Origin of the sequence: Actinoplanes sp. NPDC051513, from assembly GCF_044454685.1 — a bacterium.
GTDB lineage: Bacteria > Actinomycetota > Actinomycetes > Mycobacteriales > Micromonosporaceae > Actinoplanes.
On the sequence record NZ_JBITDW010000009.1, the window covers coordinates 124,807 to 149,048 of the forward strand.

General features: G+C 71.9%; 21 protein-coding genes and 1 pseudogene. 15 read left to right on the plus strand and 7 right to left on the minus strand.

The window, feature by feature from the left end; all coding sequences use genetic code 11:
• Positions 1 to 45 precede the first annotated feature (45 nt).
• Complete coding sequence (locus tag ACIA5D_RS28020) at positions 46 to 1,044, plus strand: LuxR C-terminal-related transcriptional regulator (protein ID WP_396033233.1); 999 nt, start codon at positions 46 to 48, stop codon at positions 1,042 to 1,044.
• Positions 1,041 to 1,568 (plus strand): hypothetical protein, encoded by a 528-nt coding sequence (locus ACIA5D_RS28025; protein ID WP_396033234.1) that lies wholly within the window; start codon positions 1,041 to 1,043, stop codon positions 1,566 to 1,568. The genes ACIA5D_RS28020 and ACIA5D_RS28025 overlap by 4 nt, the downstream gene beginning before the upstream one ends.
• Here ACIA5D_RS28025 and ACIA5D_RS28030 read toward each other — a convergent pair.
• On the minus strand, positions 1,525 to 1,914 hold the full coding sequence (locus tag ACIA5D_RS28030; RefSeq protein WP_396033235.1) for a hypothetical protein: 390 nt from the start codon (positions 1,912 to 1,914) through the stop codon (positions 1,525 to 1,527). The genes ACIA5D_RS28025 and ACIA5D_RS28030 overlap by 44 nt on opposite strands.
• A 31-nt stretch (positions 1,915 to 1,945) precedes the next feature.
• On the opposite strand from ACIA5D_RS28030, the gene ACIA5D_RS28035 reads away from it, so the two are divergent.
• Positions 1,946 to 2,593, plus strand: coding sequence for a LuxR C-terminal-related transcriptional regulator (locus ACIA5D_RS28035; protein ID WP_396033236.1), 648 nt, complete (start codon positions 1,946 to 1,948; stop codon positions 2,591 to 2,593).
• 36 nt (positions 2,594 to 2,629) lie between these two features.
• Here ACIA5D_RS28035 and ACIA5D_RS28040 read toward each other — a convergent pair whose 3' ends face one another.
• Both ACIA5D_RS28040 and ACIA5D_RS28045 read right to left on the minus strand, forming a co-directional pair.
• Positions 2,630 to 3,106, minus strand: coding sequence for a universal stress protein (locus tag ACIA5D_RS28040; protein WP_396033237.1), 477 nt, complete (start codon positions 3,104 to 3,106; stop codon positions 2,630 to 2,632).
• A complete protein-coding gene (locus ACIA5D_RS28045) occupies positions 3,103 to 3,198 on the minus strand; it encodes a hypothetical protein (protein ID WP_396033238.1) in 96 nt (31 codons plus the stop codon). Before ACIA5D_RS28045 ends, ACIA5D_RS28040 begins: the two co-directional genes overlap by 4 nt.
• 412 nt (positions 3,199 to 3,610) lie before the next feature.
• Here ACIA5D_RS28045 and ACIA5D_RS28050 point away from each other — a divergent pair, with 412 nt between their 5' ends.
• Genes ACIA5D_RS28050 through ACIA5D_RS28065 form a run of 4 tightly spaced genes read left to right on the plus strand, consistent with a single transcriptional unit; the run spans position 3,611 to position 10,471 of the window.
• The gene (locus tag ACIA5D_RS28050) at positions 3,611 to 3,928 is read left to right on the plus strand and encodes a hypothetical protein (protein WP_396033239.1); all 318 of its coding nucleotides are present in this window, start codon (positions 3,611 to 3,613) and stop codon (positions 3,926 to 3,928) included.
• An 8-nt stretch (positions 3,929 to 3,936) separates the two neighbouring features.
• Positions 3,937 to 6,210 (plus strand): glycosyl hydrolase family 95 catalytic domain-containing protein, encoded by a 2,274-nt coding sequence (locus ACIA5D_RS28055; RefSeq protein WP_396033240.1) that lies wholly within the window; start codon positions 3,937 to 3,939, stop codon positions 6,208 to 6,210.
• Positions 6,210 to 8,858: a glycoside hydrolase family 2 TIM barrel-domain containing protein gene (locus tag ACIA5D_RS28060; RefSeq protein ID WP_396033241.1), complete on the plus strand. Its 2,649-nt coding sequence runs from the start codon at positions 6,210 to 6,212 to the stop codon at positions 8,856 to 8,858. The genes ACIA5D_RS28055 and ACIA5D_RS28060 overlap by 1 nt, the downstream gene beginning before the upstream one ends.
• Positions 8,859 to 8,860: 2 nt before the next feature.
• Positions 8,861 to 10,471 (plus strand): right-handed parallel beta-helix repeat-containing protein, encoded by a 1,611-nt coding sequence (locus tag ACIA5D_RS28065; protein WP_396033242.1) that lies wholly within the window; start codon positions 8,861 to 8,863, stop codon positions 10,469 to 10,471.
• Here ACIA5D_RS28065 and ACIA5D_RS28070 read toward each other — a convergent pair.
• Positions 10,468 to 10,752, minus strand: a complete 285-nt coding sequence (locus ACIA5D_RS28070; RefSeq protein WP_396033243.1) for a hypothetical protein — start codon at positions 10,750 to 10,752, stop codon at positions 10,468 to 10,470. The two genes, ACIA5D_RS28065 and ACIA5D_RS28070, sit on opposite strands and share 4 nt — an antisense overlap.
• A 198-nt stretch (positions 10,753 to 10,950) precedes the next feature.
• Between ACIA5D_RS28070 and ACIA5D_RS28075 the strand changes: the two are divergent.
• Positions 10,951 to 11,376: pseudogene (locus ACIA5D_RS28075) on the plus strand (DedA family protein); the annotation flags it as partial.
• Between the two features lie 36 nt (positions 11,377 to 11,412).
• Here ACIA5D_RS28075 and ACIA5D_RS28080 read toward each other — a convergent pair.
• Positions 11,413 to 12,123 (minus strand): HAD family hydrolase, encoded by a 711-nt coding sequence (locus tag ACIA5D_RS28080; protein WP_396033245.1) that lies wholly within the window; start codon positions 12,121 to 12,123, stop codon positions 11,413 to 11,415.
• Positions 12,101 to 13,498, minus strand: coding sequence for an amino acid permease (locus ACIA5D_RS28085; RefSeq protein WP_396033246.1), 1,398 nt, complete (start codon positions 13,496 to 13,498; stop codon positions 12,101 to 12,103). Before ACIA5D_RS28085 ends, ACIA5D_RS28080 begins: the two co-directional genes overlap by 23 nt.
• 136 nt (positions 13,499 to 13,634) lie before the next feature.
• Between ACIA5D_RS28085 and ACIA5D_RS28090 the strand changes: the two genes are divergently transcribed.
• Positions 13,635 to 16,850: a GH92 family glycosyl hydrolase gene (locus ACIA5D_RS28090; RefSeq protein ID WP_396033247.1), complete on the plus strand. Its 3,216-nt coding sequence runs from the start codon at positions 13,635 to 13,637 to the stop codon at positions 16,848 to 16,850.
• 95 nt (positions 16,851 to 16,945) lie between these two features.
• On the opposite strand, the gene ACIA5D_RS28095 is transcribed toward ACIA5D_RS28090, so the two are convergent.
• A complete protein-coding gene (locus ACIA5D_RS28095; protein ID WP_396033248.1) occupies positions 16,946 to 18,268 on the minus strand; it encodes a lipase family protein in 1,323 nt (440 codons plus the stop codon).
• Between the two features lie 129 nt (positions 18,269 to 18,397).
• On the opposite strand from ACIA5D_RS28095, the gene ACIA5D_RS28100 reads away from it, so the two are divergent.
• From ACIA5D_RS28100 to ACIA5D_RS28125, 6 genes are read left to right on the plus strand one after another with little or no spacing between them, the layout of a single operon-like run.
• Positions 18,398 to 18,970: a hypothetical protein gene (locus ACIA5D_RS28100; RefSeq protein WP_396033249.1), complete on the plus strand. Its 573-nt coding sequence runs from the start codon at positions 18,398 to 18,400 to the stop codon at positions 18,968 to 18,970.
• A complete protein-coding gene (locus ACIA5D_RS28105) occupies positions 18,967 to 19,992 on the plus strand; it encodes a peptidoglycan-binding protein (RefSeq protein WP_396033250.1) in 1,026 nt (341 codons plus the stop codon). Before ACIA5D_RS28100 ends, ACIA5D_RS28105 begins: the two co-directional genes overlap by 4 nt.
• Complete coding sequence (locus ACIA5D_RS28110) at positions 19,989 to 20,648, plus strand: ABC transporter ATP-binding protein (RefSeq protein ID WP_396033251.1); 660 nt, start codon at positions 19,989 to 19,991, stop codon at positions 20,646 to 20,648. The genes ACIA5D_RS28105 and ACIA5D_RS28110 overlap by 4 nt, the downstream gene beginning before the upstream one ends.
• The gene (locus tag ACIA5D_RS28115; RefSeq protein ID WP_396033252.1) at positions 20,645 to 21,820 is read left to right on the plus strand and encodes an ABC transporter permease; all 1,176 of its coding nucleotides are present in this window, start codon (positions 20,645 to 20,647) and stop codon (positions 21,818 to 21,820) included. Before ACIA5D_RS28110 ends, ACIA5D_RS28115 begins: the two co-directional genes overlap by 4 nt.
• 5 nt (positions 21,821 to 21,825) lie before the next feature.
• Positions 21,826 to 22,503, plus strand: a complete 678-nt coding sequence (locus ACIA5D_RS28120) for a response regulator transcription factor (RefSeq protein WP_396033253.1) — start codon at positions 21,826 to 21,828, stop codon at positions 22,501 to 22,503.
• Positions 22,500 to 24,242 (plus strand): sensor histidine kinase, encoded by a 1,743-nt coding sequence (locus tag ACIA5D_RS28125; protein WP_396033254.1) that lies wholly within the window; start codon positions 22,500 to 22,502, stop codon positions 24,240 to 24,242. Before ACIA5D_RS28120 ends, ACIA5D_RS28125 begins: the two co-directional genes overlap by 4 nt.

The following is a 24,242-nucleotide window of genomic DNA, read 5'->3' on the forward strand; positions in this document are numbered from 1 at the left end:
GCGGCCGGTCAACACGGGGGCGACCGGCCACATCGGGGGTGAGGCATGCCGGCGGAACCGGGGGTGATCCCGGCGCTCACGCGCTGGGGGCTGTCGGCCGAGGCCGACCTGGTCTATCGGGCGCTGGTCCTGCTAGGTCCGGCCGAGGGGCACCGGCTGGCCCGCGAGCTCGGCCTGGCGAAGGCCCGGACGAAGGCCGCGCTGGACGAGCTCGCGGACGCCGGGGCCATCGTCTTCTCGGGGGCCGCGTGGGCGGCGCGGGATCCGGACGACGTCGCACGGCACCTCCGGCGTCGGCAACCGCCACCGCCGCCGCCGGCCGACCGGTGGCGGCAGCATTTCGCGACCATCGAGGGACTCGCCGGAACCGGCCCGCCCGACCGGCACGCCCGGCTGTGGCCGAGCCGGGCCGCGACCCGCAAGCGGGTCGCGCAACTGGCCGCCGTGGAACGCCACGAGCACCTGACCGTCAACAACGAACCGGTGATCAGCGTCGAGTCGATGTCGGCCGGGCAACCGGTCGACCGGCGGCTGGCCGCGCGAGGCGTACGGCTGCGGGTCATCGACCGGGAACGGCCACGGGCGCCCGCCACGGCCGGGCCGCCGGTGCCGCTCGGACCGGTCCGGTACGTGGCGACGCCGCCGATGAAGCTGATGGTCTTCGACCGCAAGGTGGCCCTGTTCCCGGCCGATCCGCTCGACCTGGAGCGGGGCTACGTCGAGGTCGCCGACGAGTCGTTCGTCGCGGCCCTGTGCACATTGTTCGAGCGGCTCTGGGCCCAGGGCCGCGATCCCCATCGCCAGGAGGTGATTCCGATCGACCTGTCGCCGCGGGAGAGCGCGCTGGTCGGTCTGCTCGCCCTCGGCCACACCGATCAGACGGCGGCCGACGAGCTCGGGCTGAGCCCGCGCACGGTCGCGTACACGTTGCGCGCCCTGATGGACCGCATGGGCGTACGGAACCGTTTCCAGCTCGCGCTGGCGCTCGGCGCCGCCGGCGCGGTACCGACCCTGCAGCCCACCGAGGAGAACCGGCCGACATGATGAGAAGAACGCTGGCGTGGATCGCGGCCGTGACCGCCGCGCTGCTGGTGGGCCTGCCCGGCGTGGCCCGGGCCGTCACCACCTGGAACCCGGCGAGCTGCGCCACCGGCTCGTTCGGGCCGGTCACCGTCGACGCGCAGGGGCATTACCTGGTGCCCGCCCACATGGCGCTCTGCGAGCCCTACCAGGCGAGGTTCAACTACGCGATCGCCCTGTTCCACCCGGACGGCACCGTCCCGATCGTCACCGGCGACAAGCTCCAGGCCTACTCGGCGACCGGGCCGGCCAACGTGATCGCCGACGTGCGGCCCGCCATACCCGACCCGGTGTTCGCCTTCTGCCTGATGCGCGACGTGAACACGCGGGTCGCCTGCGTCCGCGTCGACACCGCCCCGGACGGCGCCGCGACGAGCACGCCGATCGCGGTGGACGACTACCTGGTCGCGGACCCGGTGGTGTACCTCCGCAAGCAGGTCGTCCTCATCCCCAACTACTGCGCGACCTGCGTGACGCTGACCTGGTAAGGCCCACGGCGTTCGGGATCGCACACCACAGCAGGGCGACGAGGCAGAGCGCGGCGACGTCCGGCTCGCCGGCAAGCAGGGATTGCGCATTTCCGTACGGCGTGTGCCAGTGCACCAGGCCAGGGGCGACGGCGGTCAGCACGACGGTCACGCTCATCGGCACGACGATGGTCGCCGCCATGGCGAGGGCGGGTCGCGGGACCAGCAGGCCGCACGCCGTGCCGACCAGCTGAGCGATCACCTGGACCAGAACGGATCCGGCGACGAGCGCCACCGCCGTCGGGGCGGACGGCCACGCCCCGCCGGCAAGCAAGGCCGCCAGTGCGGCCAGGAGGACGCCGGCCACGGGAGCGCCGCCGCCGGGCGCCACCGGCCGGGTGGCCTATCGGGTGGTGCAGGAGGCGCTGACCAACGCGCGCAAGCACGCGCCGGGCAGCCCGGTCGAGCTGGTGATGGCGGGCGGGCCGGGGGAGGAGCTGCGGATCGACGTGAGCAATCCGGCGCCCGCCGCGGCCGGGCCGGTGCCGGGAAGCGGGCTCGGGCTGGCCGGCGTCGCCGAGCGGGTCGAGCTGGCCGGCGGGCGGCTGGCGCACGGCACGGCGGCCGGGCGATTCCGGAGGCTGACGACCTTCCACGCCGACGCGTACGTGCTGCGGGCGTTGCGCGCCGGGGCGAGCGGCTATCTCCTCAAGGACGCACCGCCGCGGGAGCTGATCGAGGCGGTCCGCCGCGTCGCCGCCGGCGAGCCGATCCTCAGCCCGGCCGTCACCCGCCGGCTCATCGAGCAGGTCGCCGACCCCGTGAGCCACGACCGGCGCGAGGCCGCCCGAGCCCTGCTCGGTCGCACGACCGACCGCGAGCGGGAGGTGGCGTCGGCGGTGGCCCGCGGCCTGTCGAACGCCCAGATCGGCGCCGAGCTCGGCATGGGCGTGCCGACGGTGAAGGCGCACGTGTCGCGCCTGCTGACCAAGCTCGGCCTGGACAACCGCGTCCAGCTGGCGCTGCTGGTCCACGACGCCGGGTAGCGGCTCAGTGGGGTGGCGGCCCAGTCTGGTGGCGGCTCAGTGGGGTGGCGGCGGTGGCACGGTCGAGAGGTCGGGTGGCTCGTCGGGCCAGACCAGCAGGACGCGGCAGGGTGCGTGGTCGATGACGAAGCGGGCGTGGTGGCCGATGCTGTGCGGGCCGAGGCGGGTGTGGTCGCCGTCGCGGGCCAGCACCAGCAGGCCGGCGTCGGCGCATTCGCGGATGACCTCCCGCTCGGTGCGGCCCTGGCGGCCGAGCTTGCGGGCGGCCCGGCCGAGCCGGTCCTCGGCCGCGTCGAGCAGCGCGGTCTGGCCGTCGGTCAAGGCCTGCTCGGCGGCGCCGGCGGCCTCGTAGCTCAGGCCACGGCCGAGCAGGCCGGCGCGGGCGCCCGCCACGGCCTGCACCGTGTTCACGTCGATCACGTGCAGCAGCGTCAGGTCGGCCGAGGACAGATCGCGCACGGCGTCCACGGCGGCCTGCCACGTGCCTTCGGTGACCCAGACGACGACCTTCATCGGACGACCCCGTTGCGATACGCGAACACGGCGGCCTGGACTCGCGTGCGCAGGCCCAGCTTCTTCAGCACCCGCGACAGGTGGGACTTCACCGTAGCTCCCGGGGGACCAGCGCGCGTGCCGCCGAGCTAGGGTTCGGCACGGTGATCATCGACAACGGCGGGCAGACGACCTCGCACGACCGTGGCTACGGCACGGCCGGCGACGTCGCGCAGCCCGGCATCGTCCTCGTCCCGCACACCCATGGGGACCGCGAGTGGTACGAGCCGTTCCAGGTCTTCCGGCACCGGCTCGTCGACGCGCTCGACCGCGTCCTCGACATGGCCGACGCCGACCCGGCCTTCCGGTTACCCTCGACGGGCAGACCGCCGCGATCGAGGACTACCTCCAGATCCGGCCCGAGCACGAGGAGCGGGTGCGCGCCGCCGTACGGCTGGTGGCGGCGCGGAGGGTGGCGATGCGGCTGCGGGACCGGCGGCCGGCGGCTGGGGGGCGGGCGGTGCCGTGCGGTGGGCCGAGCACTTTCGCTCGCCCGGGCTGTGGCGGCGTGGACGGGCGCCGGCCGGTGGTCCGCTTCCCGCCGACGTCACCGGCATCGGGGTGGCGGGCGAGGGGGTGTCCGTCTCCGCGGTCCGCCGGGTCGGTGACGGGGTCGAGGTGCGTCTCGTGGCCGTGACCCCGTCCGCGACAGTGGCGTCGATCAGCGGGCCGTACTCTTCGGCGGTCGAGGCCGACCTGCTCGGCCGGTCGTCCGAGCAGGCGGTCGACCTGCGGCACGTGCCGCTGCGGCCGTGGGAGATCCGGACGTTGCACCTGCGGTAGGAGAGTCGATGCCCGAGGACGAACTGCTGCTGTGGGCCCCGACGCCCGCCCGGGAATGGCTCGAGGCCTTTCCGCTCGGCAACGGGCGCCTGGGCGCCATGGTCCACGGCACGCCCGGACGCGAGCACCTTCAGCTCAACGACGGGACGGCGTGGTCCGGGAGCCCAGCGAGCGAGGCGGCGAACAGCCGGATCGACCCGGCGCGCGCGGCGGCCGCCCTGGCCGACGCCCGCGCGGCCCTCGACCGGGGCGACCCGGCGGAGGCCGATCGGCGGCTGACCGACATGCAGGGTGGGTGGTCGCAGGCCTACCTCCCGTTCGCCGACCTGCACGTGGCGGTCGCGGGGACGGGCGTCGAGGCGTACCGGAGAGAGCTTGATCTGCGAAATGCGATGCATCGGGTGAGCTATCGGCTCGGTGGGGTCGGCCTCGCCTGGACGTCCTTCGTCTCGCCTGCCGATGGCGTGCTGGTGCTGGTGATCGAGGCCGAGAAGCGCATCGACGTCGAGTGGTCGCTCTCGTCGCCGCTGCGGGTGCTCGGCCGCGACGGCGACGAGCGGGGCGGATGGCTGACCGTGCGGCTGCCCAGCGACATGCCGCCGCCGCACGAGCCCGATCTGGAACCGGTCTGGTCGGACGAGCCGGGAGCAGCGCTGCGGGGTGCGGTGGTCGCGCGGGTGACGCGCGATCCGCGGCGGTTCGAGCTCGTGCTCGCCACCGAGACGACGTTCACCGGCATCGGGCGGCCGCCGGAGGGCGACGAGGTGAGCGCGCGCCGACGGGCCGCGGAGAGGGCCGGCCGTGCGGCCGAGTTGGGTGTCCCGGCCCTGATCGAGCGGCACGAGCGCGCCTACGCCGCGCGCTTCGGGCGCACGATGCTGACGCTCGGAAAGCCGAGCGAGGCGCCGACCGCTCAGCGCCGGGGTGACGATCCTTCGCTGGCGGCGTTGCTCTTCAACTACGGCCGCTATCTGACGATCTGCTCGTCCGCGCCGGGCGGGCTGCCCTCGACGTTGCAAGGGCTGTGGAACGACGACATGCGGCCGCCGTGGAGCTCGAACTACACCATCAACGTCAACACGCAGATGAACTACTGGGCGGCCGAGACCGCCGACCTCGGCGACACGCTCGATCCGCTGGCCGATCTGCTGGTGGCGCTGGCCGATCGGGGGCGCGAGACGGCGCGCGCGCTCTACGGCGCGCGCGGCTGGGTGGCGCACCACAACACCGACGCCTGGGCCTTCACCGCGCCGGTCGGGCGGGGGCGCGCCGACCCCGCGTGGGCGTTCTGGCCGATGGGCGGGGTCTGGCTGTGCTGGCTGCTGTACGAGCGGTTCCGCTTCGGCGGCCCCGAGGTTCCGTGGCCGGTCCTGCGCGGCGCGGCCGAGTTCTGCCTGGACTGGCTGCGCCACGGTCCCTCGCCGTCGACCTCGCCGGAAAACCACTACCTCACCGAGGACGGCGTGCCGGTGGCCGCGAGCCGGTCGTCCACCATGGACATCGCGCTGATCGCCGGTCTCTTCGACGCGGTGCTGGCGATCGGCCCGGAGCACGACCCGGTGACGGCCGAGGTGCGTGCGGCACGCCCGGCGATCCCGGCCCCGGCGGCCACCGCCACGGGTGAGCACACCGACGAGGATGGGATCGATCCGGCCGGCGGCGAGGCGACGATCCCGGAGTGGCCCGGCAATCCGCCGCAGGCCGAGCCGCACCACCGCCACCTCAGCCACCTCGTGTTCGCCTACCCCGGCGACACGCCCGCTGATCCCGCGGTGCGGGCGGCCGTGAGCCGGAGCCTGGACGCCCGCGGCGACGAGTCGACCGGCTGGTCGCTGGCCTGGAAGCTGGCGATGCGGGCCCGGCTGCGGCAGCCCGAGCGGGTGTCCCGGCTGCTCGACCTCGTGCTGCGGCCGGCGCCCGCCGAGCGGGCCGGGCAGCGCGGCGGGCTCTATCCCAACCTGTTCGCCGCCCACCCACCGTTCCAGATCGACGGCAACCTCGGCTTCGTCGCCGCGGTCGCCGAGATGCTGGTGCAGAGCCACGACGGCATCATCGAGCTGTTGCCGGCCGTGCCATCGCCATGGCCGGACGGCCGGGTGACCGGTCTGATCGCCCGGCCCGGGGTGGCGGTGGATCTGGCCTGGACGACCGTCGCGGGCCGGGCGCACGCCACCCACGTCGCGTTGCGGGCCCGGCGGCCGGCCACGGTCGTCGTGGCAGTGGGCGACCGGCGCACGACCGTGGATCTCGCCCCGGGCGATCCGACCATTTTGGAGCTGTGATGACCGCACCACACGAGATCATTGCCCCGCCCACCGGCGCCATCCCGCCGCGCGCCCGGCTGAGGTCCACGGCCGGCGTTCTGCCGCTGGACGGTGTCTGGCGGTTCTCGTTCGGCAGCGATCCGGGCGAGTGGGGCGAGATGCCGGTCCCCGGCCACTGGCAGCTGAACGGGTACGGCGCCCCCGCGTACACGAATGTCCGCTTCCCCTTCCCGATCGATCCTCCGCATGTCCCGTCGGAGAACCCCACCGGCGAGTACCGCCGGACTGTGCGGCGGCCGGACGACTGGGACGGCGGCCGCGTGCTGCTGCGGTTCGACGGCGTCGACTCGTGGTTCGAGGTCGGGATCAACGGCGCCCCGGCCGGCCGGTCGTCGGGCAGCCGGCTGACCGTCGAGCTCGACGTCACCGACCTGCTGACCGGCGGCGACGACGAGCTGGTCGTGCGGGTGCGCCAGTGGAGTTTCGCGAGCTACGTCGAGGACCAGGATCAGTGGTGGCTGTCCGGCATCTTCCGGTCGGTCGCGCTGCTGCACCGACCGGACGGCGGCATCGACGACGTACGCGTCGAGGCGGGCTACGACCATCTCACCGGCGACGGCATCCTGCGAGTCGAGGCCTCCAGCAGCCTGCCCGTCACCTGGGAGATCGTCGGTGTCGAGGCCGACGGCGACCGGGTCCCCGGGGTGCGGCCGTGGTCGGCCGAGCAGCCGAACCTTTACCGCCTGCTCGTGCGCACCGACGCCGAGACCGTGTCGCTGGACATCGGGTTCCGCACGGTCCGGGTCGAGGGCGACCGGCTCACCCTCAACGGCGCGCCGCTGGTGTTCCGCGGCGTCAATCGCCACGACTTCGACCCGCGCGCCGGCCGGGCGGTCTCCCGCGAGCTGATGGAACGCGACGTCGCGCTGATGAAAGAACATCACATCAACGCCGTACGCACGAGCCACTACCCGCCCGATCCGTACTTCCTGGAGCTGTGCGACCGCCACGGCCTCTACGTGATCGAGGAATGCGACATCGAGACCCACGGCTTCTCGCCGGCCGGCTGGCGGAGCAACCCGTCGGACGACCCGGCCTGGGCCGAGGTCTACCTCGACCGGATGCGGCGCATGGTGGAGCGCGACAAGAACGCGCCCAGCGTCGTGATGTGGTCGCTCGGCAACGAGGCGGGCTGGGGCCGCAACCTCGCCGCGAACGCCCGGTGGACCGCCGAGCGCGACCCGGCCCGGCCGATCCACTACGAGGGCGACACCGAGTGCGAGAGCGTCGGCGTCTATAGCCGGATGTACCCGGGCTACGACGAGCTGGAGGCGATCGGGCGGCACGAGGAGCCGGCGCTCGCCGACCCGTCGCGGGATCGGCGCCGCCGCGGCCTGCCGATGATCATGTGCGAGTACGGGCACGCCATGGGCAACGGGCCGGGCGGCCTGGCCGACTACGAGGCCATCATCGACGCCCACCCGCGGCTGGCCGGCGGCTTCATCTGGGAGTGGATCGACCACGGCATTCTCTCCGGTGGCGCCTACCGATACGGGGGCGATTTCGGCGAGACCGTCCACGATGGATCGTTTGTCATCGACGGGCTTGTCCGGCCGGACCGGACGCCCTCGCCCGGCCTTCTCGAGCTCGCCGCCGTCATCACCCCGGTCCGGATGCGGATCGACGGGGACGAGCTCGTCGTCGAGAACCGGTGGAGCTTCACCACCACCGAGGACGTGGTTTTCACCTGGTCCGGGGAGGCCGACGCCGGTGTCCTCGACATCCCCGCGCTGGCGCCGCTGACGTCGCGCCGGCTTCGCCTGCCGGAGGCCGCGCTCATGGTGACGGCGACGCTGGGCGGCAACGTGCTGTCGCGCGCGCAAAAGCGGCCGGCGGCCCCGGTGCGGCCCGTGCTGGTAGCCGGCCGTCCGATCCGGCCGGAGCGGCTGGGCCCGTTCCCGATCGCCGGGCTCACGCTGGACGCGTGGCGTGCGCCCACCGAGAACGACCGGTTCTCGCTGGAACAGACCTGGCGGGCCGCCGGGTTGGACCGTCTCCTCGAGCGAACGTACGAGGACGGCCGCGCCCGCTACGGCCCGGCCGGTCTGGACAGCGGGTTCGAGCTGACGTGCCGCTGGTCGGCGCTCGGCGACGCGATCCGGCTCGACGTCGAGATCGAGCGCCTCGGGGAGTGGCGGCTGCCGCTGCCCCGGCTGGGGGTGGCGCTGGCCCTGCGCACCCCCGCGCCGGGCGACGTGCGGTTCGAGTGGCTCGGCCTCGGCCCGGGGGAGAGCTATCCCGACTCCCGCTCGGCCGGCTGGCACGGGCAGCACAGCCTCACCGTCCGGGAGGCGCAGACGCCGTACGTGGTGCCGCAGGAGAACGGCAACCGGTCCGAGGTGAGCTGGCTGCGCCTGTCCACCCCGTCCGGCGGCCTGCGCATCGAAGGGGACAGCCCGTTCGAAGTGGCCGTGCGGCCCTGGTCGACCGGGCAGCTGGAACGAGCGAGGCACACCGATGAGCTGGTCGAGGGTGATCTGCTGTGGGTGCATCTCGCGGCCGGCGTGACCGGGCTGGGCTCCGCGAGCTGTGGTCCCGCGGTGCGCCCGAGCGCGGAGTTCCGGGCGGCGCGCGTCCGGTTGGGCTTCACCTTCGAGGCGGCGTAGCGATGCTCCTCGACGTCACCGATTTCGGCGGGGACGCCCGCGCGGCTCTGCGGGCGGCGGCCTGCGCCCAGGGGCCGGTGGAGGTTCGTTTCCCTCCGGGCGATTACCACCTGTGGCCGGCGAACCGGCGCGAGCTGTACGTGTCCAACACCGTCGGCGCCGATCCCCGGTACCGGACGAAGGCGGTCGGCCTGCTCGTCGAGTCGATCGACGACCTGGCCATCGTCGGGGACGGCGCGCGCCTCGTGATGCACGGGGTGCAGACCACCTTCGGCGTTGTCGGTGCTCATCGCGTACGAGTGGAAGGCCTTGAATTTGATTTTGCGGTGCCCACCGTCGTCGACGCGACGGTGATCGACGCGGGTCCCGGATTCCGCGTGATCCAGGTGCCGGCGGCTACTCGTTTCGCGGTGGGCGATCGATCGGTGCTGTGGCACGGCGAGCCGACGCCGACCGGTGGTTTTGCCTGGTGGGGGCGGGACGCGCTCGACTACACCCAGGTCTTCGACCCGGCCGCCGGGCGTGCGCGGCGCGCGGACAACCCTCTCTTCCGCGACGTCGCGACGATGCGGCGGGTGGGGGAGCGGGAGCTGCGCATCGAGTACGGCCATCGCTCGCGGCCGGACGATGTCGGGCTCGTCTACGCCATGCGCCGGACCGTGCGCGATCATCCCGGCGCCCTCATCTCGGGCAGCGCCGACGTCACCCTGTCCCGGCTGCGGTTCCGCTACCTGCACGGGTTCGGGGTGGTCGCCCAGCACAGCCGGGACATCACGATCGAGGACTGCGAGTTCCGCCCGCCACCCGGCGCCGGCCGCCACAGCGCCGGGTTCGCCGACTTTCTGCAGGTCTCCGGCTGCTCGGGGCGGGTCGTCGTGCGCGACAGCGTGTTCGACGGCTCGCACGACGACCCGATCAACGTGCACGGCACCTACCTGCGGGTGGCGGGGCAGCCGCGCCCCGACACCCTGCTCCTGCAGTTCGCCCACCCGGAGACCGCGGGCCTGCCGCTGTTCGCCCCCGGCGACGAGATCGAGATCGTCGACCGTGCCACGCTGCGTCCCGTGGCCGCGGCCCGGGTGCGCGACGTCCGGCAGCCCGGTGATCCCGGCGAGCCGCTCACCAGCATCGTCGTCACGGCGGACGGTCCCTTGCCGGGCGGGCTCGCCGGCGCCGCCGCCGTCGAGAACGTCACCCGCACGCCCAGCGTCGAGATCACCGGCAACCTCTTCCGGAACACCCCGACCCGGGCGGTGCTGGTGACCACGCGGCGGCCGATCCGGATCGAGCGCAACCGGTTCGAGCGACCCGGCATGGCCGCGATCTACGTCTCGGCCGACGCGAACGAGTGGTGGGAGTCGGGGCCGGTGCGCGACCTGACGATCCGCGCGAACGAGTTCATCGACCCCGGCGGCCCGGCGATCCTGATCGACCCGCGGATCTCTTCCGGAGAGCCGGTGCACAGCGGCGTCCTCATCGAGGAGAACCGCTTCGAGCTCGACGGGGTTCCGGCGCTCGACGCCACCGCCACGGCCGGCGTGCGGTTGCGCGCCAACTCGCCGGCCATCCCGGAGGTGCGGCTCACCGCCTGCCGCGACGTCGTCACCGACTAGTCTTGTGCGCCCTCGTCGATCCAGCGGCGGAGCAGGGTGGTGCTCTCCTGCGGCCACGCGCCGTCGCACGGCATGGAGCCCCGGGCGAGCGCACCGTAGATGTGCTCCCCGTGCCGGCGGACGTCTTCGGCCGACCACAGATCGAACATCCGGAGCATGGAGTTGCGGTCCTTCTCCCGAAAGAGCGGACGAATATCGACCTCGAAACTGAGCATGTCTCGTTGACCGCGCAGCACCGCCGGATGTGACAGCGCGCCGATCGGATCAGCCCGGTCGGCCACCCACCTGCGGGTGCTCAACCGTTCGTTCCTGCGCGAGCGGCTGCACGCCGTACACCTCTACGGCGTCCTCGCCGCGGTGTTCGCCGTCGCCTGCCTGGCCCGATGACGGTGGTGTTATCACCACCCACGATCGGCGTGCTCGCACCATCGTGCGACAACCCCCAGATCCGTACCGTCGAAATCATGCTTGACCAGCTCATGCCGCTTATTTCCTCGCCCTGGCTCTACCTGATCGTGTTCGCCGCCGTGGCGCTCGACGGGTTCATCCCGATCGTGCCGTCCGAGACCGTGGTGATCGGTCTGGGCGCGCTGTCGGCGACCGGCCGGCCCAACCTCGTCGCGCTGGCCATGGCCGTGATGGCGGGCGGAATGGCCGGCGACCGGGTCTCGTACCTGCTCGGCCGGAAGGCGGGCGGCCGGATCCGCAAGGGCAGGCTGGGCGCGGCGAAGAGAAAGGCGGAGCTGGCGCTCCTGCGACATGGCGGCGTCGCGATTCTGGCCGGGCGATTTCTTCCGTACGGGCGCACCGCCACCACCATGACGTCCGGTTCCGTGTCGCTGCCCCGGGGGCGGTTCCGGCTGTTCAGCGCCTTGGCGAGCGCCGCCTGGGCCGCGTACGCGATCGGCCTGGGCCGCCTCGGCGGGGCGTCCTTCGCGCACTCACCGCTGCTGGGCGCCGCGTTCGGCATGGTGCTCGGCCTCGGCTTCGCGGCCCTCCTGAAGCGCTCGTATCGCCGGGATGATCTCGGGGAAGGTGTCGACTGCGGCGGTGACGTACCGCGCCTCGAACTCGCCGAGCCGGCGTACGCCGCTCTGCAGGCAGGCGATGAAGTGGATCCCGGCGCCGCCGGCGGCCACCGCGTCGCCCGGTGAGTCGCCCACGTAGACGCATTGCGCGGGCCGGAACCCGGTCTCGGCGAGCAGCTCGTCGAAGACCCTCGGGTCGGGCTTGCGGAAGCGGGTGTTGCCCTGGTGGTACGCGCCGGTCACCCGGCCGGCCAGGATGTGGTCGGGCTCCAGCAGGTGCATGACCTCCGCCTCGGCCCGGGAGGTGAGCAGCAGGACCGTGTGTCCGTCCTCGACCAGCCGGTCGAGGGCGGCGAGGTTCTCGGGCGGGATCACATCGAGCCGGCCCTCGGCGAGGTAGCGCCGGTGCTCGACCGGGAACAGCTCGGCGAACCGGCCCAGGTCGAGGCCCGGCGACCGGTGCGGCATGGCGTCCAGCAGCGGCTCGCCCCAGGTGGCGAGGTGTACCGCCCGGGTCATCGGCGGGCGGTCCATCTGGGCCAGCACCTCGTTCTCCAGGTCGAACGAGGCGGCCTCGGTCAGGCAGAGGGTGTCGTCGACGTCAACGATCACGGCTCGGATCATGATCCGAGCGTAGGGCCGAGTGGCGGTAGCTGTAGAAGGCGTACACGAAGATGCCCAGCACGAACCAGACGGCGAACCGCAGCCAGGTGATCGGGGACAGGAACGTGATCAGCCAGATCGAGAAGATCACGCCGAGCGCCGGGACCACGGGCATGGCCGGCAGGCGGAACGAGCGGGGCAGGTCGGGCCGCCGGTAGCGGAGCACGATGACGGCCACGCAGACGACGACGAAGGCGAGCAGGATGCCGATGTTGGTCAGCTCGGCGGCCTCCTCGATCGGCAGGAACCCGGCGAACAGCGCGGAGACCACGCCGGCGATCCAGGTCACCCGGCTGGGCACCTGCCGCCGCGGGTGCAGGTGGGCGAACCAGGACGGCAGCAGCCCGTCGCGGCTCATCGAGTACCAGACCCGGGTCACGCCGAGCATGAACGTGAACATCACGGTGAGGATGCCGACGATCGCGCCGACCGCGATGACGTCGGCCAGTCCGGTGAGCCCGACGGCGGCGAACGCGGACGAGAAGCCGCTCTCGGGGTCGATCTCCGTGTAGTTCTGCATGCCGGTGAGCACGAGGCAGGCCAGCACGTACAGGACCATCGAGATCACCAGCGACCAGATGATGGCCTTCGGCAGGTGCCGCCGGGCGTCGCGCGACTCCTCGGCGGCGGTGCTCATCGCGTCGTAGCCGAACACCGCGAAGAAGACGGTGGCCGCGCCGGTGACCGCGCCGCCGACGCCGAACGGGAAGAACGGCGTGTAGTTCGCGGCGTCGATGTGGAACGCGCCGACCACGATGACCAGCAGCACGACCGCGACCTTGATCCCGACGACCGCGGTCTCGGCGCGGGCCGCGGTGCGGATGCCCTGGTTCAGCAGGTACGCGATGAGCAGGCACAGCAGCACCGCGAACAGGTCGACCACGTGGCCGTCGCCGGTGCCGGGCGCGCCGAGCATCCAGCCGGGCAGGTGCAGCCCGACGTCGTCGAGCAGGAACGAGAAGTAGCCGGAGATGCCGATCGCCACCACCGAGACGATCGCGGTGTACTCCAGCAGCAGGTCCCACCCGATGAACCAGCCGACGATCTCGCCGAGGACGGCGTATCCGTACGTGTAGGCCGAGCCGGCTCGCGGGATGAGGCCGGCGAACTCGGCGTACGAGAAGGCGGCGCACGCGGAGGCGACGCCCGCGATCAGGAACGAGATGACCACGGCCGGCCCGGCGGTCTTGTTGGCCACCGCCCCGGCGAGGGCGAAGATCCCGGCGCCGATGATGCCGCCCACGCCGATCGCGGTCAGCTGGAACAGGCCCAGCGAGCGGTTGAGGCCGGTCTCCTCCTCGCTCGTGATGTCGTCGACCGGCTTGCGGCGAAACACCGACGTATCCATAACTTTGGATATAACTCCTGCATCCCGGGTTGTTCAACCGGGCAGAGGCGTATCGAAAGTCTTGACTGCCTTATCGATGGCCGACAACGTTGTCATGGGTATCCCCACTCCCTTAAGGAGTCCCATGATCAAAGAATTGCTCACCGCCCTGCTCGTCTCGGCGAACCTGGCGGTACCGGCCGCGGCCGCCGCACCTACCGACCTCGTCACCGGATTCGAGTCCGGCCAGACCCAGCCCACCTGGACCAACAGCGTCGAGAGCAGCTCCGGCGTGGGCGGCTACTGCTGCGGCCTCACCGCCATGGAGAGCGGCACCCGCACCGAGCAGGCCCACTCCGGCGCCACCGCGCTCATGTACTCCGGCGCCGACACCAGCGCCACCTCGAGCTATTCCTACAACCGGATCCTCGACGTCGACATCCCGGTCACCGCCGCCACCACGCTGTCCTACTGGGTCTACCCGCAGAGCGGCGGCAACCTCGACGTGGCCGTGGACCTCGCGTTCACCGACGGCACGTTCCTGCGCGATTCCGGCGCGGTCGACCAGCACGGCGTCCGCGTGCACCCGCGCTTCCAGGGCAGCGGCAGCGTCCTGAGCTTCGACACCTGGAACTACGTGACCTCGGCGATCGGCTCGACGGTGGCCGGCAAGACGATCGACCGCGTGCTGATCGGCTACGACAAGCCCGAGGGGACCGGCACGTTCCGCGGATACTTCGACGACATCAGCATCGCCGCGGACGCTCCGGCCGCGTCCCTCGCCGACTACGTCGACACCCGCCGCGGCTCGAACTCCGACTTCAGCTACTCGCGCGGCAACACCTTCCCCGGCGCGACCGTGCCCAACGGCTTCAACTTCTGGACGCCGGTGACCAGCGGCAACAGCGACGGCTGGCTCTATCAGTACAGCGCCTCGACCGTGCAGGGCTTCGCGATCAGCCACGAGCCGAGCCCCTGGGTCGCCGACTACGGGCAGCTGCAGGTGATGCCGATGACCGGCAGCATCAAGGCCACGCCGGACGCGCGCAAGTCCACCTTCAGCCATGCCAACGAGGTCGCGAAGGCGCACTACTACAAGACCAGGCTCGACACGTACGGCATCACCGCCGAGATCGCGCCGACCGACCACGCCGGGGTCATGCGCTTCACGTTCCCGTCCGCCGCCGAGAGCGTGATCCTCTTCGACACCATCGACAGCGCGAGCGGCTCGTTCGCGGTCGACACCGCCGGGCGCACCATCTCCGGCTACACCGACCAGAACGGGCAGCGGCTCTACTTCTCGGCCACCGTCGACCACGCCATCGCCGCGACCGGCCAGGTCGCAGGCTCCGGCACGACCAGCTGGATCCGCTTCGCCACCACCGCGAACGAGCAGGTCACCCTGCGGATGGGAACATCCTGGATCAGCGTGGCCCAGGCCGCCGCGAATCTCACCCAGGAGGTGGGTTCGAAAACCCTTGATTCCGTACGGGACGAAGCGGCCGCCCAGTGGAACGCCGTCCTCGGCAAGGTGGCGATCGAGGGCGCGACCACCGATCAGCTGGTCACCTTCTATTCGGGCCTGTACCGCGTCTACATGTACCCGAACAACCGCTCCGAGATGGTCGGCGGCGTCCGCAAGTACTTCAGCCCGTACGACAACCAGCTCCGCGACGGCCAGATGTACGTCAACAACGGCTTCTGGGACACCGCCCGCGCCGTGTGGCCGCTGTACACGCTGCTGTCCCCGACCAAGACCGGTGAGATGCTCGACGGCTTCGTCAACGTCTACAAGACCGCGGGCTGGACGCCGAGCTGGTCGGGGCCGTGGAACAAGGCCGTCATGCCCGGCACCAACCAGGACCTCGCGTTTGCGGACGCCTACATGAAGGGCATCCGCAACTTCGACTACCAGGCCGCGTACGCGTCGGCGGTGAAGAACGCGACCGTCTACTCGTCGACCTCCAACGGCCGTTCGGGCCTGCAGGTCTCGCCGTTCAAGGGCTACCTGCCCTCCGACGTACGCGGTGACTCGCTCTCCTGGACCATCGAGGACGCCACCAGCGACTTCGGGATCTACCAGATGGCAACGGCGCTCGGTAAGACCGACGACGCGGCGTACTTCCGCAACCGCACCCTCGACTACGCCAACCTCTACTCGCCGTCGGTCGGGTTCTTCCGCGGCAAGCAGAGCAACGGCAGCTGGCGTACGAGCGACGCCGACTTCAAACCCCAGTCGTGGGGCTGCGAGTACACCGAGGGCAACGCCTGGCACTACGCGCTGCCGGCGCCGCAGGACCCGCAGGGCATGGCCAACCTGTACGGCGGGCGCGCCCAGCTCTCCGCGAAGATTGACTCGGTGATCGCGGCATCCCGTGACTACCTCCCCGGCTGCTACGGCGGGGTCATCCACGAGATGCGCGAGGCCTACGACACCAACATGGGCCAGTACGCGCACGCCAACGAGCCCATCCACCACATGCTCTACATGTACAACTACGCCGGCACCCCGGCGAAGACCCAGAACCAGGTGCGCAACGTCCTCACCAAGCTGTACGACTCCGGGACCGGCACCGGCAACGGCTACCTCGGCGACGAGGACAACGGCCAGATGTCGGCCTGGTACGTCTTCAGCGCGCTCGGCTTCTACCCGGCCCGGATGGGCAGCACCGACTACACGATCGGCGCCCCGCTGTTCCCGAAGGCCACGATCACCCTGGAGAACGGCCGGACGCTGACGGTCAGCGCGCCCGGGGTCAGCGACACCAACCGCTACATCCAGAGCGCCACGCTCAACGGCGTCGCGTACCCGAAGAACTACCTCACCCACGCCGACCTGCTGGCCGGCGGGACGCTGACCTTCACCATGGGGTCGAGCCCGTCCTCCTGGGGCACCGGCGACGCGGCGATCCCGCCGTCGCTGACCACCGGCACGGCCGCACCGGCGCGGCTGACCGACCGGGCCACCGGCGGCACCCTGACCGTCAGCGGCGAGAACGCCCCGAACGAGGCGCGCGGCGTGCTCACCGACGACACGTCGCTGACGAAGTGGCTCACGTTCGCGAACACCGCCACCATCACCGATCAGCTCACCGGCGCGGTGGCGGTCAAGCAGTACACGCTCACGTCCGCCAACGACTTCCCCACCCGGGACCCGAGGGACTGGACCCTGCAGGGCTCCAACGACGGCACGACCTGGACGACGGTCGACTCCCGCAGCAACGTCGACTTCGCCGACCGGCGGCAGACCCGGCCGTTCACCGTCACCGGCAGCGCCTCGTACTCGCGCTACCGGCTGAACATCACCGCCAACCACGGCGCGGCCGAGATCCAGCTCGCCGAGCTGCAGGTGCTTGGCTGACAGACCTGCCCGGGGTTCCGCCGCCGTCCGGCGGAACCCCGGGCAACTCCCCGCGCCCGTCTCACGACGAAGGCGGGCGGTCGTGAGGCAGGCGGCTACGGCTGGATCGGCAGGATCGCGCAGGTGGAGATCGACGGAAGGCCGGCCAACCGGTTGGTGAGCCAGTCCACGGCCGTGCCCTGGTCGCTCAGCAGCGGCCCGACGTGGTTCAGCAGCGGGCTGACCGCATTGGGCAGGATGATCGGGGCGTAGACGACGTCGCCACCGAGGCGGCACCAGTCCGCGGCCATCGTGCGCGCCTGGGCGTGCGGCACGAGGTTGTCCATCACGCCGGTGGCCACCCGGACCACTCCGGCGGGTTTGCGTGTGCCGATCCGCTGGTCGCCGATGAACGCTTTCAGGCTCGGCTCGGCCGCGATGATCTGGGACAGCGACTGGCCGGTCGTCGTCCACGCCGAGCTGCGCTGGTAGGCGTACCCGAAGATCGCGTCGCCGACGCACATCGTGGACAGGTCCGTCAGCGCGGCGTGGCCGGCGGCGCTGAGGTACTTGTCGAGCAGCGGTTGCAGGTCGGGCTCGGTCTGGGCGAAGCCGTTGACCGCCCAGCCCAGCGCGCCCACCAGCTCGGTGCCGTCGATCGCCGCGGTGACCGCGGCGAGGTCGGCCGGCGGCGCGCCCGCGTACGTGGCCTTGAGCTTGACGTCGGGCGCGTACGACGACTGGAGCTCGGCCGCCGCGGCGACCGCGCCGCCGCCCTGGCTGTAGCCGTAGAGCCCCACGGCGGACTTCGCGGTGATCGAGGTGCCGGTGAGAGCCTTGGCGGCCCGGGCGGCGTCGAGCACGGCGTGCCCCTCGTCGACGCGGTTGACGTAGGTGTGCGGCCGATCCGTCGCCCCCAGTCCCGGGTAGTCGGTCTCGACCACGGCGATGCCCTTGGCGAGCAGCCGGTAGATGGCCAGCACCTCGTACCCGATCGACACCGTCGTCTGGTTGTCCTCCGAGCCGAGGATCAGGCCCTTCTGCAGGGCGAGCGAAGTGGAGCACTGGTCGCCCTGGCCCATCGTGCCGGGCGCGAGGACGACCAGCGGCCGCGAGCCCGGTCCCCGCCAGGGCGCGGCGGGTTCGAGGTAGGCGCCGGTCACCGCGACCGGGCTGCCGCCCGTGTCGGTGGACTTGTACATGATCCGGGTCGCGGCGCCCGGAAGGGTGGCGTTGATGCCGGGCAACGAGAGCGCGAGGGGGAGGGGCTCGCTGCGGACCAGCGCGCCGTTGGCCGCCGGCAGCGTCGCCGGCGGCGTGTAGAAGTCGGGGATCGTGACGCCGCGGGAAACGGCGGCGCCGGCGGGGAGTGCGGCGAAGCCGGCTCCGGCGATTGTTGCGGCCAGCAGCGCGGCGGGTAGGCGAAGACGAACGGACATGGCCGGCCTCCATCGGTTACCGCAGTGTTACCGGACGGTAACCAGGCGAAACGAGACAATCCAGTGGCCGGAAATCTCACTCCTGGGCGCCTAACAGGTTCCTGACATTCCGTCGTCAGCCTCTCGGGCATGAAGATTCGCAAAGCGACGGTCGGGATCGCCGCGATGCTGCTGGCCGGCGCGTGCAGCAATGCCGAGAAGGCAGATGCGCCGCGCGTGGCGTCGATTCCGGGGACATCGACGGCGGCGTCGGTAAAGCCAACCCCGAGCGAGGCATTCGTCGACCGGCAGCTTCCTCTCGGCGCCACCGACGAGCAGATCGATCGCGCGTACGCCGCCTACTACGCCTGCTGGACCGCGCACGGCGTGCCCTCGACCAAGGCCGACGGCTCCGACGGCGGGCCGCTGCTGACCTACAAGCTCAACCCGAAGAAGTACCAGGCGGCGGTCGACGCCTGCGCCGACCGGGAGCCGCTCAACCCGCCCGAGATGGACCCGCAGCAGAACCCGGACTACTGGGACAACCTGCGGGACGAGGCGCGATGCGTGCAGAGCAAGGGCCTGCCGCTGCAGATCGTCCAGGGTCAGCAGGGCCTCTGGGTGCGGCCGGCGACGGACGCCAACTACCGCAAGGTGCGCAGCGACGCGGCGGTCCAGATCCAGCGGGACTGCGAGCTCCTGGCGTTTTCGAAGACGCGATGATGCGTACGAAAATTGCCCTTGCTCTTGCGGTTCTCATGGCGCTGGGCGGTTGGGCGTATCAAGCCCGGTTCCGCCACGAAGCCCTGCCGAAGCCTCACCCGGCCGCCACGCTCGCCACCGCCGAGGTGGTGAAGACCGACCTGTCCGACTACTGGACCGAGACCGGCACGGTCGGCTTCCGCCGGCAGCGCACCCTGCGCGGCGCCGCGGCCGGCGTGGTGACCTGGCTGCCCAAATCCGGCAGCGTCGTGACCCGCGGCCGCACGCTGTTCCGCGTCAACGACCGGCCGGTGACGCTCTTCTACGGGTCGACGCCGATGTTTCGCGACATCGCGACCGTCGGCCTGGTGGGCCGCGACGTCCGGGTGCTGGCGGACAACCTCCGGGCCCTGGGGTATCGGATCGGGCCGCAACCCGCCGACGCGACTTTTACCGAATCCCTGAAAGCCGCCGTCCAGAGATGGCAGACGGACCGGGAGACACGCCCGGCGGACGGCGTGGTGAAGCTCGGCGACTTCCTGGTGCTGCCCGGAAAGGTGCGCGTCGGGGCGACCACCGCGCGGCTCGGCGACGACGCCACCGGCGATGTGATGGCGGTCAGCGATCAGGCGAAGGCCGTCTCGGCCGAGATCGACGCGAGCCGGACCGACGACCTACGCGCCGGGCAGAAGGTCGGCATCACCCTGCCCGACGGCAAGTCCACGACGGGGACCGTCGACTCGGTCAGCACCGCGGTGCGAACGGAGCAGAACGAGGCTCCCAAGGTGCAGATCGTGATCACGGCCTCCGGGCTCGGCGCCCTCACCTCGGCCGATGTGGAGGTGCGGTTCACCGGCACGACCGTGCGGGGCGTGCTCGCCGTCCCGGTCGGCGCCCTGCTGGCCCTCAGCGGTGGCGGTTACGGCGTTCAGCTCGACCGCGGGCCGCTGACCGCGGTGAAGGTGGGCCTGTTCGCCGACGGCATGGTGCAGGTCTCCGGCCAGGGCCTCGCCGCGGGCGTCAAGGTGGTGACGACGTCATGACCGCGGTTGTCGAGATTCACCAGGCGTCCATGGCGTACGGCGATGTCGCGGCCCTGGACGGCGTGTCGCTCCGGATCGAGGCGGGCGAGTTCGTCGCCATCCTCGGGCCTTCGGGATCGGGGAAATCCACCTTGCTCAACATCATGGGCACGCTCGATCGGCCGACGAGCGGGAAGGTGTTCCTCGGTGGTGTCGATATATCGAAAATGTCCGACAAGATGGTGTCGAGGCTGCGCGGCCGGCGGCTCGGATTCGTCTTCCAGCAGTTCCACCTGATCGACGGCCTGTCCGCGGCCGAGAACGTGGCCACCGCGCTCCTCTACGCCGGGGTGGGACGCCGCTCCCGCCGTACGCGTGCCCGGGAAGCCCTGGAATCGGTCGGCCTGAAGGATCGCGCCGAGCACAAGCCGCAGCAGCTCTCCGGCGGCGAGCGTCAGCGAGTCGCCATCGCCCGGGCGCTGGTCAACCGGCCGGCCCTGGTGCTGGCCGACGAGCCCACCGGCGCGCTGGACGCGGCCAACGGCGCCGCGGTCCTCGACCTGCTGACCGAGCTGAACCGCGCCGGGACCACGATCGCGCTGATCACCCACGACCACGACGTGGCGGCCCGGATCCCGCGGCAGATCCGCATCCTGGACGGCCGGGTTACCGCATGAGGCCCGCCGATCTGTTCGACCTGGGACTGCTCGGTGTCCGTACGCGAAAGGCGCGTGCCGCCCTCTCGGCCGCCGGCATCGCGATCGGCATCGCCACGCTGGTTGTCGTCACCGGCATTCCCGCGTCGAGCCGGCAGGCCCTGGACCGCCAGCTGTCCGCCCTCGGCACCAACCGCCTCCAGGCGGCGCCGGTGCCCGACCGCGACCCGCCGGTCCTGCTGCCCGCCGAGTCGGTCGACATGGTCTCGCGGATCGGACCGGTCACCGTCGCCAGCGCGGTCGCGGACTTCGGCCAGACCATCACCCGCTCCGACCGCACCGCCCCGGGCGACTTCAACGCGCTCGCCGTGCTGGCCGCCAAGACCAACCTGCTCCGGGCCGTCAACGGCACCGTGCGCGCCGGCCGCTTCCTGGACGACGCCATGGCGCGTTTCCCGACGGTCGTCCTCGGCTCGGTCGCGGCGCAACGGCTCGGTTTCGCCGGCCTCGACCCGGGCCGGCCCGCGCAGGTGTACGTCGGCCGCCGATGGTTCACGGTGATCGGCATCCTCGACCCGGTCCCGCTCTCCCCGGACATCGACCGGTCCGTGATGATCGGCTGGCCGGCGGCCGCGCAGTGGCTGCGCTTCGGCGGCCACCCCACCCGGATCTACGTGCAGACCACCGACGACCAGGTCGAGGCGGTCACCGCGGTGCTGGCCGCTACCGTCGATCCGCAGCACCCCGGCAACGTGCTGGTCAGCCGCCCCTCGGATGCGCTGGCCGCCAAGCGGGCGGTGCAGCAGACCTTCGGCGCGCTGTTCCTCGGCCTCGCCGGGATCGCCCTGCTGGTCGGCGGGCTCGGGGTCGCCAACACCATGTACATCTCGGTGTTGGAGCGCCGCCGGGAGATCGGCCTGCGCCGCGCCCTCGGCGCCAACCGGGGGCAGATCCGGATCCAGTTCCTCACCGAATCCATCGTTCTGTCGGTGCTCGGCGGCGCCGCCGGTATTCTCTGCGGGGTGCTGGCGACGGCCGCCTACAGTACGGCGCAGAACTGGCCGGTTGCCGTCCCGGCCGGGTCGACGGCCGGCGGGCTCGGCGGCGCCCTGGTCGTCGGCGTCCTGGCCGGCGTCTACCCGGCGATCCGGGCGGCCCGGCTGCACCCGACCGAAGCCCTCGCGAGTGTCTGAGGCCCATGGGACACAAAGTGCTCGTCGCCGAGGACGACCCCCGGCAGGCCGAGGTCGTGCGCCGCTACCTGGTGGCGGCCGGCTACGAGGCGACCGTCGTCGACGACGGCTTCTCCGCGCTGCGGCACGCCCGTTCCCGGCGCCCCGATCTGATCGTGCTGGACGTCATGATGCCCGGCCTGGACGGGCTGACGGTGTGCCGGACGCTGCGCGGGGAGTCCGACGTGCCGATCCTCATGCTGACCGCCCGCGCCGCCGAGGACGATCTGCTCACCGGGCTCGACGCGGGCGCCGACGACTACATGACCAAGCCGTACAGCCCGCGCGAGCTGACCGCGCGGGTGCGGACGCTGCTGCGCCGGGTTGCTCCGCGCGCCTCTTTCGTGATCGGCCGGCTGGAGGTCGACCCGCAACGCCACCGGGTGATCCTCGACGGGCAGGAGATCGACTGCACGGCGGGGGAGTTCGCCATCCTCGAGGCGATGGCCCGCGAGCCCGACCGCATCTTCAGCCGTGCCCAGCTGCTCGCGCACACCCGCGGCCTCGACCGCAGCTCGACCGAACGGTCGGTAGACGTTCACGTGCTCAACCTCCGTCGCAAGATCGAGCCCGACCCCCGGCGCCCGGCCTACCTGCGCACGGTCTACGGCGTCGGCTACCGCCTGAGCAGCGACGCCTCGTGAGCTCGCGGGTCCCGCTGCGGCACAGCCTGGTGACCCGGCTGCTGGTGACGCTGATCGGCGTGATGGTGGTGGCGGTCGGCGCCGCCGCGTGGCTCGCCACCCAGACCGCGACCCGGGCGATCCGCCAGGAGCAGGGCCGGTCGCTCTCCGGCGAGAAGGCGCTGTACGAGGCCCTGGTCGGTTACGCCGCGACGCACCAGGACTGGTCGGGGATCGGCCCGCTGCTGAGCGAGCGGGCCCGGTCGCTGGGCCGGCGGATCACGCTGACCACCGCGCAGCGGGAAGTGATCGCTTCCTCGTCCCCGCCCGGGCCGCTGTCCGTGCCCACGGCGACGGTCGACCCGCTCCGGCTCGACCTCGGCGTGACCGGCGGCACCGAGACCATCGACGGCCGGGTGGTCGGGCCGTACCGCCTCACCGCCGGCGAGGTCACCTCGGTCCACAAGATCGCCGAGGACGTGCTGACCTGCCTCACCGCCGCGGGTGTGGAGGGCCGGATCGTCACCTCGGCCGGCGGCCGGCCGATGGTCGCGACGGCGCGGGGCAGCGACTACAAGGGTGCGATGAGCTTCTGCGCCGCCCGCTACCAGAACCAGACCATGCCCACCGAGGACAAGGCGCTGGCCGCGCTGGCGAGGCTGACCGCGAGCTGCCTGGGCCGGCCCGACCCCGGCGACATCGTCGTCAGCGTGAACTGGACGACCGAACCGCCCACGTACGCGGCCGTCGACGGCTCGCTGCACCCGCGCGGCGGCGCCCAGGTGCGGTCCTGTCTGGAGCAGTCCCGGCGGGCGCAGCTGCAGCCGTACACCGCGCCGCCCGCCCTGCTTTTCGTCACCGACCCCGGCACCGGCCTGGCCCGCACCACGTTCACCCTCTCCCGCGGCAATGTCATCCGCATCGCGGCCGTGACCGGCGGGGTCCTGCTGGTGACGATCCTGGTCACCGTGCTGCTCGGGCGCCGCCTCGTGCGCCCGCTGCGGCAACTGACCGAGAGCGCGGCCCGCCAGACCCCCGCGCCGGTCACCACCCGCGACGAGATCGGCTACCTGGCGAGCGCCCTCAACGAGGCGATGCGCCGCCGCGACGAGGCCGAGGCACAGCGCCGGGCGATGGTCGGCGACGTGGCCCACGAGCTACGAAACCCGCTGACGAACGTGCGGAGCTGGCTCGAGGCGGCCCAGGACGGCCTGGCCCGCCCCGACGCCCAGCAGCTGGCGCTGCTCCACGACGAGACGGTGCTGCTGCAGCACATCATCGACGACCTGGCCGACCTCGCGGCGGCCGACGCGGGCACGCTGAGCCTCCACCTGACCCCGGTCGGTCTGCGCGAGACCCTCGAGCAGGCGGCGGCCGCCCACCCGGGCGTCCGGGTCGAGGTTCCGTCCCCGGTCACGCTTCAAGCCGATCCCGTACGCCTTCGTCAGCTGGTCGGCAACCTGGTCGCCAACGCGATCAGATACACCCCACCGGCCGGATCGGTGACGGTGACCGGCACACTCGACGGGGACACTGTGGTGATCGCCGTCCGGGACACCGGGATCGGGATCGCCCCGGAGCACCTGCCGAAGGTGTTCGATCGTTTCTGGCGGGCCGACGCGTCGCGCAGCCGGGAGACCGGGGGGAGTGGGCTCGGGTTGGCGATCGCCCGTCAGCTGGCCCGGGGCCATGGGGGCGAGATGTCGGTCGCCAGCGTTGTCGGCGAGGGCACGACCTTCACGGTGCGGCTGCCACGTTAG